The following is a 13,393-nucleotide window of genomic DNA, read 5'->3' as shown; positions in this document are numbered from 1 at the left end:
TATGGTTGTAATTTAAGATAAGTCCTTGATTGACTGCTCAATCTTGTTCTTCACAAGGTCATTGAGCCCCTCTCTGTTTAGCAGCTTACGCAGTTCTTTCACAGAGCCTTTTTCCTGCAATTTTACCATCACATCGGCCAGCGCAACCTGAACCATTGGTGAATCCTGCACAGCCAGCGATTTCACCAGGCCTTCCCGCACCACCGCATTCGTGGCAAATTGCGTAAGCGCTTCCAGTGCCACCAGGCGCACATTCACATTTGCATCGTTGTTCAATGTTGAAAAAAGTGCGTCGATCACCTTCTCGTCGGCGTGGGTAATGTCGCTTGTATAGCTCACTGCACGTAGCCTTTCTGTTGCCGAAGGGTTGTCGATCAGCGCCAGCATCATGGTGCTTTTCATCTGTTCCACCTGCGTTGCGAGCGTTTCAATTTGTTCCTGATGTGCGCTCGCAGACACATTATTTTTGCTTGTCTTATGGCCGATCACCCAGCCTAAACCCACCAGCAGCAAGCTGAATGCGACCTGAACTGACCATTGCGGAAGTGCAAAATCCCTGAGTTTTTGGATAAATGTTTGCCAAGAAAACGGCGTGCTGGTTTCCTCCGTGGCTTTGAAATTATCGAGCATGGCGTAAAAGTTCACTCGCATTTCCTCGCTTGGCTCCGGGACTTTCATCTTACCCAGACTTTCCCAAAGCTGCTTGTCAGACGCGAATTCCTCCTGGCAATGCACACATTCGGCAAGGTGCCGCTCCATATTTAGTCTGTCCGCCTTGTCCAGATCGTTGTGAAGCCAATCTTCCAATTTATCTTTTGCATGTTCGCAACGCATGTCCTTATAGTCTTTCATTAGTAAAAAACTTTTTTTTCAATTCCCCCAGAGCTCTGTGCACCCGCACCTTCACCGTCCCTTCGTTAATGTTCAGAACCTTGGCAATCTCATCGTATTTCATTTCCTGGAACCGGCTTAATACGAGCACTTCGCGGTAATCGTCACTCAATCCGGCCATTGCTTTATGCAGGAAATCGGCATTTTCTCTTTTCTCAAATCCTTCATCTGCCAATGTGCCTCCACCGATCTTATCAGCCATTTCATTCACATCATAATGATCTTTGGAGCGGTTTTGCCTGGCGGAGTCATTCAGGATATTCCTGGCCAGATGATACATCCATGTCCTGAATTCACCTTCACCCGTAAACGTATGCTTGTATTTGAGCATCCGGTAAAACACATTCTGCACGAGATCTTCGCTCATGTCCCTTTTATGCGTCATATGATAGAAAAACGCAAACAAAGGGCGGTTGTACCGTTCAAAAAGCAGGCCCATCTTGTCCAGATCCCCGGCCTTAACCCTCAGCATGAGTGAATTATCTGTCAGCGTATTCAAACGGTTCGTCTTTTGTGGTGATCCTGATGTGGAAACCTGGCGTGCGGGAAAAGGTTACAGGAATTTATAAAAATAAATTTGAAAAATCCGTATCCATCTCTTTACTAATGTATTATAAACAAACAAGACCGGTTTCCCGGTCTCATTATGATCAGTCTCAATGTCGTCTTGCACCCAATGAAGTTTATTCCGACCGAAGCGATTTTACCGGGTTCATTAATGCTGCCCTAACCGATTGAAACGACACTGTAAGCAGTGCAACCGCCACCGAAACCAGGCTTACCAGTGCTAAGGCCCACCATGAAACGTCGATTTTATATTCAAAATCTTCCAGCCAGCGGCTCATCAGCCACCAGGAAGTGGGCAGTGCAATCACGATTGCCACCACAACGAGTTGGAGAAAATCCTTCGACAGCAGCGCAACAATGCCCGCTACCGACGCGCCCAGCACTTTGCGAACGCCAATCTCTTTGGTCCGTTGCTCCGCCGTAAAAATCGCCAGCCCGAACAGTCCCATGCAAGCGACCAGTATGGTTAATCCTGCAAAAATCGCTAATATCTTACCCGTTTTCTGTTCGGTTTTGTAGGTCTCATTAAATCTTTCATCCAGGAATGAATAGGTGAAAGGCATATCAGGTTTAAAGCTTTCCCACTGGTTTTTCATTTTGGCAAGCAGGCCAGAAACCTCTTTGTTTTTTGTCTTAATGATCATCCATCCGCGGTCCTGGCTCAATGTCATCACGAGCGGTGAAATTTTCTCGTGCAATGATTTGAAATGGAAGTCTTTTACAATGCCTATCACGTGGTAAGCGCTGCCTTTGCCGTCATTATTCCGCCGCGAAAGCGTTTTCCCGATTGCATTATGCTGCCATCCCAGCGCTTTTGCAGCTGTTTCGTTCAGGATAACGGCGGTTGAATCCAAGCCATAAGCTTTTGAAAAATTGCGTCCCTGTGCCATTTCCATGCCCAATGTGGCCAGGTAATCGTAGTCCACTTCGTAACGGAGCGTTTTGAGAAGTTGCGAGGGATTGTCTTCCGGCGTGATCATATAATTGTTGTTATCGGAAGGCCCGGCAGGCACAAAGCCCGACAAGCTGACGTTGCTTACACGCGAATCCCGCATCAGCTCGTCCTTGAAAACCGGCATATTTTTGCCCAGCGCCCAGGCCGGAACAACCAAGACCTGGTCTTTTTCATAACCCAGTTTTTTGTTTTGAATAAATTTCAATTGCTGATATACGACCGTCGCACCGACCATTAATGTGATAGAAACGAAGAATTGAAAAACCACCAATCCACTTCTCAGGCCAACATTTCTACCGGATGAATTAAGTTTAACCGCTGCGTTGCCGCCCTTGAGAACGGCAATAGGCTTGAATGACGAAAGGAAAAAAGCAGGATAGCTTCCTGCAAAAATGCCGACAAACAGACCGAAGATCAGCAAAGCGGGAATCAGCGCGGGAAGTGCTTCCAGGCTGAAACCGAGATTCTTACCCGAAAGACTATTCAGCAACGGCAAGCCGGCCAGACAAATGAGCCCTCCAAACACCAGTGCAATCCCAGTCAGTAAAATGGATTCCATCAAAAACTGCGCGACCAGCTCGATCTTTTCCGATCCCATCACTTTCCGCACACCCACTTCCCGGGCACGCTTGGAAGAACCGGCCGTGGATAAATTCATGAAGTTAATGCAGGCAATGAGCAGCATAATCACTGCAATGGCACCAAAAATGTACACGTATTTCAAATCCCCATTAGTACCCAGATCATACTGAAAATCTGAATGCAGGTGAATTTCGGTCAGGGGTTGCAGATAAAGGCCGAGGTTATTTCCTTTCTTTTTGAATTCAGCAAAGGTAAGGCCGAGGGCTGTTTTGAGCTGGGGGCCCATGTATTTCTCCACGGTTTGCGGGAGTTTCGCATTCAGCTGCGTGTAATCGTAGCCCTCAGGCAAAAGGAGATAAGTGTAAAACTCGGAGATCATCCAGGAGGTCGATTTGGCATCTTCCAGGGAAGCCATGGATGCCAGCATATCAAATTGAATATGCGAATGTGCAGGCATTTCCTCCATTACGCCAGTTACCTTATAAGGCGTTTTCCAGTCCTTAAATGTGATTATCTGACCGACAGCATCTTGTTTTCCAAAATACTTCTCAGCCAGTTTGGTTGAAATAACAATTGTATTAGGCTGTATGAGCGCCGATTTTACATTCCCTTCTACGAGCGGAAATGTGAAAACTTGCAGGAAATTAGAGTCGACGAATGCAAGCTCATCGTCCGTATAAATTTGTTGGTTGCGTAACACCATCGGAGCGCCTCCTCGCCTTAACCTGGTGGCTTCCAAAACCTCGGGATAGTCGGCTTTAAGGGCTGCGGCGGTGGGAGGCATTACATGCGCTTCCTTCATCTCACCGCCTTGCATTACACCTTTGAAAACCACCCGCACGATCCGGTCGCCGTTCTCATGAAAGCGATCGAAACTGAGCTCGTCCAGCACATAAAGGCTGATCAGCAGGCAGGAAGCCAGCCCAATGGCCAGGCCCGTAATGTTGATAGCAGAAAAGGCACGGTTGCGGAGCAGGTTGCGCCAGGCGATTTTGAAATAGTTTTTTAACATAACAGCAGGAGAATGAGAGCGGATTGTATTTTATTTTTATGGCTAACAGATCGGTACATTGTATAACATAGTTCTTTGTATAAAATATATGCCAATTTACTTAACGGCTCTTAACAAGCCGTTTACACGCATCTCCATTTTTCAAAATGTCCGCATTCGGACACTTTTCGTACGAAAATGATCAGCATCACAAAGGCTCGCGCGGCACGGCGCTTGGCGGTTCGGAGGAGCGTTGTTACATTTGATATAAAGCAAATCACCCATGACAGAACTGGAAAACTATCTGCAATCTTATTTTGAGTTCGAGCCGGGCGATCTGACCACCGTCGCTTCCTTTTTTAAGCCCGAATTTGTCAAAAAAGGCGATTATTATCTCAAAACCGGGAAAAGTTGCGATAAATTAAGCTTTCTCCAATCGGGCCTGCTGCGGGTTTATGTGGATTTGGAAGATAGGGAGGTAACGCAGTGGATTTCTTCAAAGGGTTATTTCATCACCGATCTTTCCAGCCTTGTCTTCGGCAAACCTTCCCGCTGGAACATTCAGGCGCTTACAGATACGACATTATACACCATCGATAAAGCGGATTACGACCGGATAGGGGACTTCGTTCCAAAATGGCACCAAACAGAAAAGTTGTTCATTGCGCACTGCTTCGTCATGCTGGAAGAACGCGTGTTCTCATTCCTGTCTATGACCGCTGAGCAGCGCTATAATGTCCTGTTCGAAAGCAGCCGAGAGATTTTCAATCAGGTGCCGTTGCAATACATTGCCTCTATGCTAGGCATGACGCCCGAAACGATCAGCCGCATCCGCCGAAAGCAGCTCATTTGATTTCTTGACATAGGTCAAGTGGCGTTGATTGTGCCGACTATACTTTTGTACAGTCATTAATCAACCAGCCATTTGTATGTTTATAGGTCATTATGGATTAGCATTCGGAGTTAAGAAAGCAGCTCCCCAAATATCGCTTCTGACATTGTTCGTAGCCGTCGAATTTGTCGACATTCTCTGGCCGTTCCTGCTGTTGTTTGATGTTGAGCAGGTGAAGGTTACGCCGGGCATTACGGTTGTTACGCCATTTGATTTCGTACATTATCCTTACACACACAGTTTGCTGATGGGCATTGTGTGGGGAGCATTGGCAGCATTGGTTTATTGGTTTTTCAAAAAAGATATCAAAAGCGCTGCGATTGTAGGCCTGGCGGTGCTGAGCCACTGGTTCCTGGATGCCGTAGTGCACATTGCCGATTTGCCGCTGACTCCTTTTTCAGATACGAAAATCGGAATGGGGCTTTGGAATTCGCTGGAAGGGACTCTCGTTGTAGAAAGCATCATCTTTATGATAGGCGTCGCGCTTTATTACAGGGGCACAAGGGCTATTAATAGCAAAGGAAAATGGCTTTTCTGGCTGCTCGTTGCCTTCTTTATCATTATTGACATCTTCAACATGTTTGGCCCGGCACCGGAAGATTCGATTCCTGCATTGTTTGTTTCCTTCGCAGTGTTGCAGTTAATCGTCCTTTCATTGGCGCATTTCGTGGACAAGAACCGTGCTTCCTTATAATTTGCAAGCGACGTATTGCCGCCAACATTGCTTGCTACCAATATTACATGCCTCCGGCATTTTTTGAACTGTGTGCTTCGTTTTTTTCTACCAATATTGCATGCCTCCGGCATTTTCAAGCCGTGTCCGTCGTCTTTTTTCTACCGATATTACATGCCTCCGGCATTTCTGGATTCGCGCGTTTTGTTTTTTGCCGCCAATATTACATGCCTCCGGCATTGCCTTAAAATCGCGGAGCGATGCAATATTGGTAGCAAAAAAATGAATGTGCAGGAAGCCTGAATGCCGGAGGCATGTAACGACCAGCACTCCGTACCCTGCTATTTCGTTTTGAAAACGTATTCCTTTCCGGCTTCGGTTGGAAAATCAAATGCCAATCTTCCGGCTTTTACAAGGTTTGAGCTTGCTGGCACTGTTTGAATGTTTTTATAAAATGCATTTGAATTTTCACCTTTTGCAGCCTTTAACGCAACCTTCGAAGCAGCCTTCACAGCCCCAGGAACGCCTATGCGGCAATTCCCTCCCAGCTTGGAGCGAACGATTAGCTGAGTGATTTTACCATTGGCCCAGGCGATGTCGAGCTCGAAACCGCCTCTGGCTTTCATGCCTTTTACTTCGCCGCTTGTCCAGTTGTCGGGGATGGCAGGAAGGATGTTGATGAGGCCGTCGTGGCTTTGGAGCAGCATTTCGGTGATGCCGGAAGTGCCGCCAAAGTTACCGTCGATTTGGAATGGTGGGTGAGCGTCCAGCAGGTTAGGGTAGGTTCCTCCGCCTTTTGCATAGTCGGTTCCTTCAACGCCTGTCAGTTTCAATTGCTCGCGGATCAGCTTGTAAGCGTGATTTCCATCGAGTAGCCTCGCCCATACATTGATTTTCCAGCCTTTACTCCATCCTGTACCGCCGTCGCCGCGCAACTCCATGGTTTTTCTGGATGCTTCTGCAAAATTTGGCGTCGTTATCGGTGAGATCTGGCGGCCGGGGAACAAGCCGAATAAATGTGAAATGTGGCGGTGTTCCGGTTCTACATCCTCCCAGTCTTTGTACCATTCCTGCAAGTTTCCCTTTTTACCAATTTGCATGGGGAACAACTTGCTGCGCTTTTCAATAAGCATTTGTCTGTATTCCGCGTCGATTCCTAACCTTTCGGAGGCTTCGATTAAATTCGTGAAAAGGTCCCAGATAATGGCCATGTCCATGGTGGTGGCAACCGAGACCGAACCTTTAAAGCCTTTCTCTGTTAAGAAAATGTTTTCAGGAGTCGTGGATGGTGCGGTTACCAGCTTGCCGTTTTTATCCTCGATCAGCCAATCCAGACAAAACTCTGCGGCTGATTTCATCAAGGGATATGCTGTTTTGGACAAATATTCTTTATCACCGCTAAACTGGTAGTGTTCCCACAAATGCTGGCATAACCAAGCGCCGCCCACCGGCCAGTTGGCCCAGGAAGGGCTTCCGCTGACCGGATTTGTCGTTGCCCAGATGTCCGAATTGTGATGGAGCGTCCAGCCTTTTGCGCCGTAAAAATTTTTGGCGGTTTCCTTTCCGGTCACGGCAATGTCGCCAATCAGGTTTATTAATGGTGTATGCAGCTCCGATAGATTGGCCGTTTCTACCATCCAGTAATTCATTTGTGTATTAATGTTGGTTGTGAAATTGCTGCTCCATGGCGGGCGCACTTCGCGGTTCCATATGCCCTGCAGGTTGGCAGGAATGCCGCCGGGACGGGAACTTGAAATGAGCAAATAGCGGCCAAACTGAAAATAAAGCGATTCCAAACCCGCATCTTTCGCACCCTCGGCATATGCTTTCAGGCGTTCGTCCATAGGAAGCTCCGTCTTTGGATTGCCATTAATAACAAGGCTTACGCGGTCGAAAAACTTTTGGTAATCGGTGATATGGTCGCTTTTCAGGGCATCGTAGCTCTTCGTTTGTGCTGCTGTCAGATATTTTTCTGCGATCTGCGACTCGTCTTTTCCTTCTTTGTCAGGACATTTATCAAAACCATTGAAGCTGGTTGCTGCCGACAAAATCAGAACAACTTCGGTCGCGCCCGTAATGTGCAAGCCCTGCGCATCGGCAACCGTTTTGCCATCCGACTCCTTTACTTTCATACGCAGCTCAAACCGCATTCCCCGGCATTTGGAAGGATCATTATAGATCACCGGCTGCTCCATGGTTTGCATGTAACTGGGATCCGTATGCGCAGGCGCCTGTCCCTTCATCGCCACCTGATCTTGCCCGATCGCTACATTATTATATACAAGCTGGCTTTGTGTGCTTGCAGTGAAATTCAACGCACCCTTTTTGCTCGCTTTCAGTTTCACCATCATTACCTGATCCGGCGCTGAAATGAAGATTTCACGCGTGTAATCGACGCCGTTTATCGTAAAAGAAGTGGAAGACAATGCATTGGAAATGTCCAGGTCACGCTTGTAGGCGGTAGGCTGGCCTTCAAAGTCGTGCTTAATGATCAGATCACCCAGCGGCTCGTACGATTCTGTGAAAATGCCTTGCAGTTTTTGCGTCAGCTCCTCGGCCAGTTTGTAATCTTCGTTGGCCAGTGCCGTCCGGATTTGCGGGAGATAGTTCTTCGCATTTGGATTGGGATTTGTGTTCACCGGCCCGCCCGACCAGAGCGTTTCCTCGTTTAGCTGGATGATTTCTTCATTAACCCTTCCAAAAACCATCGCACCAATGCGGCCATTCCCGATGGGCAATGCTTCATTCCAGTTTTTGGCAGGTTGTTTATACCAAAATTTCAGATAGGATTGCGCGAAGGCAATGTTGCAGGTATGAAGGTAAATGAATGTACAAATAGAAAAGCGGAGCGCCCTTCCCGCACCGGAAAGTCGGATTTTGGTTAATCTCATAAATGGTTTTTAAAGTATTTCAATTGGGACAGGTTAACAAGATTGTATCGTTTATATTCTACTATTCTATTTGAATTTTGTAACTTCGCTTCATGGCAAATTCAGAAACACTCGAAGAATTTTATCAGCACAAGTTTAACTGGCTGCCCGATAACCTCCAACAGGACATCGGGCATTTCAATGTATTTCGTTTGGAAGACTGTATGGGCCCGAATTCGGCACCTATCCAGTATAGCCGTAAGGATTTTTACAAAATTACCCTTATCCGTGGAAAGAACATTTACCATTACGCGGATAAAAGCCTCGAAACGGACGGTGCAACGTTGATTTTCTTCAATCCGCAGGTACCATATACCTGGGAAGGGGGCCCTGACAGCATTTCAGGTTATTTCTGCATTTTCACAGAGGGCTTCTTTTCCGGTCGGATCAGGGACGGATTGGGTGATCTGCCGATGTTTACACCTGGTGGAAAACCAGCTTTCCTGCTTAATGAAGCTCAGGAAGCACATATAGAAGGGATATTCAAGAAAATGCTGGAAGAAATTGATTCGGATTATCAATATAAATATGATCTGCTGCGCAACTATGTGACCGAAACAGTCCATTACGCAATGAAAATGCAACCCTCCGAGTCGCTGTATCAGCATCCGAATGCCAATTCCAGGATCACAGCTGTATTTACGGAGCTCTTGGAAAGGCAATTTCCCATTGAATCCCCGTCTCAGCGTTTTACTTACCGATCGGCCAATGATTTTGCACAGCAGTTATCGGTTCATGTGAACCATCTGAACCGTGCCATCCGGGAAACAACGGGAAAAACAACCACTACGCACATTGCAGAACGCATTGCCAGTGAGGCCATTGCACTTTTGAAGCATACCAACTGGAACATTTCCGAGATCAGTTATAGTCTGGGATTTGAGGAACCTGCGCATTTTAACAACTTTTTCAAAAAGCAAACCAGTCAGACGCCCACTTCTTACCGCGTTGTTTGAATTTTGCAATCATCTGTTTGAACCGCGCAATGCAGGATTTTACCCGGTGACCTAATTTTGTTTCATCAAATTAAAACAAACAAAAAAATGGAAACTGATAAAATTTGGTTCGTAACAGGTGCTTCAAAAGGATTGGGGCTGACATTGGTTCAAAAACTCCTGGCTAATGGCTACAAAGTGGCTGCTACTTCGCGGAGCCGGGAAGATTTGCAAAAAGCGGTAGGCAATGACAGCCCGCAGTTTCTGGCGCTGGCAACTGACCTGAAAAGCGAGGCGAGCGTGCAGGAATCGATCGAAAAAACCGTTGCGCATTTCGGCCGCATCGATGTGGTTGTGAACAATGCAGGTTATGGTTTGGTAGGAAGCGTGGAAGAGCTTACCGACAGCGAAGTGCGCGATAACTTTGAAATCAATGTATTCGGGGTGTTTACAGTCATTCGTAAAGCGATGCCTTACCTGCGTGCGCAGCGCTCCGGCCACATTCTGAACATTTCATCCATAGGAGGTTTTATGGGCGGTTTCCCTGGGTTCGGTGCTTATTGTGCCACAAAATTTGCGGTTAATGGCATGTCTGAGTCGCTGGCGGAAGAAGTAAGGTCGTTCGGCGTGCATGTGACGGTTGTGGAGCCGGGCTATTTCAGGACCAACTTCCTGACCGATTCATCCATTGGCCTTCCCAAAATTCAGATTGAGGATTACAAAGAAGTGCGTGATTCTCAAAATGCACATCAAAACGACATTAACGGAAAACAGCCCGGCGATCCGGAAAAAGCTGCTGACGCCATGATCCGCATCGTAGCAGAAGCCAATCCACCTATGAACCTCTTCCTGGGCAGCGACGCATTTGCCATCGCAAACGGCAAAATCGCTGCCGTTCAAAAAGAACTGTCAGACTGGAAAGATCTGACAGTTTCTACGGACTTTTAACATTAGAAGCTGAGGACATATCTTAATAAAGGGCAGACTGCTTTGCGGTTTGCCCTTTTAGCATTATCCCCTCAACATTGAACGGGCAACTCGTGTGAAACGGCTGCCTGATTAGTAAATTGGCAGAAAATAATTACTTTGCTGTTAAATTGGCATTCTTCAAAACGCAAAAAACAGCACCGTAAAACCTGCATGGATTATTTTCTCGTTTCGTTTTTCCTGATCCAGTACGTCCGGTCTTCATTGCAGACAGCCACAAGCCTTCCGGAATGGGACCGCAAATTGCTGATCGGCCGGTACACCAGTATCGCGTTACTTGTTACGTATTATGTGACGGACACGCCGGACTGGTTTTCCTGGCTCTGGCATCTATTTATGATTATAGTCCTGCTCATTCTTTTAACTAAGGATGAGTTTCTGCAGATGAAATCGGTTTCGCAGTCGGTTGTCCCGTTTGTAGTCATTTCTATTATAAATGACGTCGTAGACCTCGTTGCTCCGAAATTCCACGATCAATATCACGACTTTCTGGACATTGCGGTCGCTTTCGCATTCATACTCTGCTTTGTGATCTGGTTCTATGCCCGCAAGCAACAGAAAGTATTGTTAAAAGAACGGGAGGATCGTTTGCGTGAGGAACTGGCCAGTAAAGCACAAAAGGAATCATTGGAATATCTCGTTGCCGAGCGCACAATGGAACTTACGGCGCAGAAAGAGGAACTGCAAAAGGCAATTGAAGACCTGAAATCTACACAAAACCAGCTGATACAGAGCGAAAAAATGGCTTCGCTGGGTGAGCTTACTGCCGGGATTGCCCACGAGATCCAAAACCCGCTGAATTTCGTCAATAACTTTTCGGAGGTGTCGGTGGAGCTTTGCCAGGAATTGGAAGAAGAAGTGGATAAAACTTCAATTGCAGACGAGGATAAGGATTATATCAAAGGCATTATCGCCGATTTGAGCCAAAACCAACAGAAAATAACGCATCACGGCAAACGCGCCGACTCTATTGTAAAAGGGATGCTGCAACATTCCCGCGCATCGTCCGGGGAGAAAGAAATGGTGGAAATCAATGCGTTGGCTGATGAATATATGCGCCTCGCTTACCACGGTCTGCGCGCTAAGGACAAGGAATTCAATGCAGCGCTGGTTACGGATTTTGACCCAACTATTGGTAAAGTGCTGGTCATGCCGCAGGATCTGGGAAGGGTTTTTCTGAATCTTTTTACCAATGCATTTTACGCCGTTGCGGAGAAAAAACGACTGCTCACAGAGGCTGGCAAGCTGGACGATTACAGACCGGAAGTCAAAATTTCCACGAAAATGTTTGCCGGTAAGCTTTATATAAGGGTGTCAGATAACGGCACCGGCATGCCGGATCATGTGAAGGCGAAAATATTCCAGCCTTTTTTCACAACCAAACCAACAGGCCAGGGAACCGGATTGGGCCTTTCGATGAGCTACGATATCATTACCAGTGGGCATAACGGAACGCTGGATGTGGAGACTATTCCAGGGCAAAAGACAGAGTTTAAAATTACAATTCCTGTTGCCTGATTCACGCGACAGTTTCACGCGACAGTTTCGCGCGACAGTTTATAGATTTGATATGAAAATACTTGTAGTGGACGACGAGGAAGACGTTAAATCCCTTTTTGAACAAAAATTCAGGAAGGAAATCCGCAGCGCGCAGTTTGAATTTTCATTCGCGTTTTCGGGCGAGCAGGCTTTGGCATTTCTCGCCGATCATCCTTCTGAGGTCGTTATGATCCTGTCGGACATTAACATGCCCGGCATGAGCGGCATTGAGTTGTTGAAGACCATCCGTAAGGATTTTCCTGCCGCGCCGCCGCAGGTAATGATGATCACGGCTTATGGCGACAGCAACAACCACGATCAGGCGATGCAGCTCGGAGCCGACGATTTCCTGACGAAGCCGGTCAATTTTGTTGAATTAAAAGAGAAATTGCTTAAATCCTTATGAAAGCCAAGATACTGGTAGTGGATGATGAGGCTGACCTGCAGTTACTGATCAAACAAAAATTCCGTAGACAGATCCGCGAGCAGGAATACGAATTTATCTTCGCCGAAAACGGCTTCAAAGCCCTTGAAGCACTCGTGCTGCATCCGGACACGGACATGGTGTTAAGCGACATCAACATGCCCGAGATGGATGGTTTGACGTTGCTCATCCGGCTGGGCGAAGTGAGCCCGATCCTCAAATCGGTCATCGTGTCGGCTTATGGGGATATGGACAACATTCGTACAGCCATGAACCGCGGCGCGTTTGATTTCCTGACCAAACCCATTGATTTCAAGGATCTTGAAGTCACCATGGAAAAGACGCTCACCTATGTGGCACAACTCCGGGAAACCCTGCGCGCCGTTCGGGAAAATGATATTTTAAGAATGTATGTCGACTCGTCCGTGCTGCAATTTATGACTCAGGACGCATTCGAAAAGTCATTAATGACCAGCGAGAACATTGAGGCGACGGTCGTTTTCATGGATATGTGCGGTTTTACCTCCATTTCTGAAAAAGAGCCGGCCGATCTGGTTGTGAAGCTCATTAACAAGTATTTTGATGTGATGGTGAAAGAGATCATCGCGCAGGGTGGTCTGGTCGATAAGTTTATGGGAGACGCTGTGATGGCCGTTTTCCGGGGTGAATATCATTTGGACCGCGCCATTGAATCTTCACTGGCCGTAAGAAACCAGATCAACAATTTTAAAGAGGAACCAGAAGGGCACACAGGCTATTTTCCTAAGGTTTCCATCGGGATTAATTCGGGAGAAATGGTTTCGGGGAACATTGGTTCCGCAGCGCTGAAACGGCTGGACTACACTGTCATCGGCGATGCCGTTAATGTAGCTCAGCGCCTGCAGAATGCGGCAAAGCCCGGCCAGGTTTTACTTCCGGAGTCTGCTTATCTTGCTGTAAAGGAGGCATTTAATTGTAATCTGGTAGGGGAGGTTGTTTTGAAAAATAAGGCAAATCCTGTTAAGATTTACGAAGTGTTGGAATAGCC

At 47.0% G+C, this 13,393-nt stretch carries 11 protein-coding genes; 7 read left to right on the top strand and 4 right to left on the bottom strand.

Annotated elements, in window-relative coordinates; genetic code table 11:
• Positions 1-12: 12 nt before the first annotated feature.
• From L0660_RS06825 to L0660_RS06815, 3 genes are all read right to left on the bottom strand, one after another.
• Positions 13-852, bottom strand: coding sequence for a zf-HC2 domain-containing protein (locus L0660_RS06825; RefSeq protein WP_235158767.1), 840 nt, complete (start codon positions 850-852; stop codon positions 13-15).
• Complete coding sequence (locus L0660_RS06820; RefSeq protein ID WP_235159222.1) at positions 839-1,363, bottom strand: RNA polymerase sigma factor; 525 nt, start codon at positions 1,361-1,363, stop codon at positions 839-841. The genes L0660_RS06825 and L0660_RS06820 overlap by 14 nt, the downstream gene beginning before the upstream one ends.
• Before the next feature lie 211 nt (positions 1,364-1,574).
• Positions 1,575-4,007, bottom strand: a complete 2,433-nt coding sequence (locus L0660_RS06815) for an ABC transporter permease (RefSeq protein WP_235158766.1) — start codon at positions 4,005-4,007, stop codon at positions 1,575-1,577.
• A gap of 262 nt (positions 4,008-4,269) precedes the next feature.
• On the opposite strand from L0660_RS06815, the gene L0660_RS06810 reads away from it, so the two are divergent.
• The gene (locus L0660_RS06810; protein ID WP_235158765.1) at positions 4,270-4,839 is read left to right on the top strand and encodes a Crp/Fnr family transcriptional regulator; all 570 of its coding nucleotides are present in this window, start codon (positions 4,270-4,272) and stop codon (positions 4,837-4,839) included.
• 76 nt (positions 4,840-4,915) lie between these two features.
• Entirely contained in the window at positions 4,916-5,572 is a 657-nt protein-coding gene (locus L0660_RS06805; protein ID WP_235158763.1) for a metal-dependent hydrolase, read from the top strand.
• 320 nt (positions 5,573-5,892) lie between these two features.
• Here L0660_RS06805 and L0660_RS06800 read toward each other — a convergent pair whose 3' ends face one another.
• Positions 5,893-8,442 carry a glycosyl hydrolase family 95 catalytic domain-containing protein gene (locus L0660_RS06800; protein ID WP_235158761.1) on the bottom strand — a complete coding sequence of 850 codons (2,550 nt, stop codon included), beginning with the start codon at positions 8,440-8,442 and terminating at the stop codon, positions 5,893-5,895.
• 92 nt (positions 8,443-8,534) lie between these two features.
• Between L0660_RS06800 and L0660_RS06795 the strand changes: the two genes are divergently transcribed.
• The 5 genes from L0660_RS06795 to L0660_RS06775 all read left to right on the top strand — a co-directional run bounded on the left by L0660_RS06795 (position 8,535) and on the right by L0660_RS06775 (position 13,391).
• A complete protein-coding gene (locus L0660_RS06795; RefSeq protein ID WP_235158759.1) occupies positions 8,535-9,437 on the top strand; it encodes an AraC family transcriptional regulator in 903 nt (300 codons plus the stop codon).
• 87 nt (positions 9,438-9,524) lie between these two features.
• Positions 9,525-10,364, top strand: coding sequence for an oxidoreductase (locus L0660_RS06790; RefSeq protein WP_235158757.1), 840 nt, complete (start codon positions 9,525-9,527; stop codon positions 10,362-10,364).
• A gap of 192 nt (positions 10,365-10,556) precedes the next feature.
• Positions 10,557-11,921 (top strand): sensor histidine kinase, encoded by a 1,365-nt coding sequence (locus L0660_RS06785; protein WP_235158755.1) that lies wholly within the window; start codon positions 10,557-10,559, stop codon positions 11,919-11,921.
• 52 nt (positions 11,922-11,973) lie between these two features.
• Positions 11,974-12,348: a response regulator gene (locus L0660_RS06780; RefSeq protein WP_026628826.1), complete on the top strand. Its 375-nt coding sequence runs from the start codon at positions 11,974-11,976 to the stop codon at positions 12,346-12,348.
• On the top strand, positions 12,345-13,391 hold the full coding sequence (locus L0660_RS06775) for an adenylate/guanylate cyclase domain-containing response regulator (protein WP_235158754.1): 1,047 nt from the start codon (positions 12,345-12,347) through the stop codon (positions 13,389-13,391). The genes L0660_RS06780 and L0660_RS06775 overlap by 4 nt, the downstream gene beginning before the upstream one ends.
• Positions 13,392-13,393 lie beyond the last annotated feature (2 nt).

Source organism: Dyadobacter sp. CY351, from assembly GCF_021502625.1.
GTDB lineage: Bacteria > Bacteroidota > Bacteroidia > Cytophagales > Spirosomataceae > Dyadobacter > Dyadobacter chenhuakuii.
The sequence above is the reverse complement of the archived record's forward strand: the minus strand, read 5'-3'. Positions and strand labels throughout refer to the sequence as shown.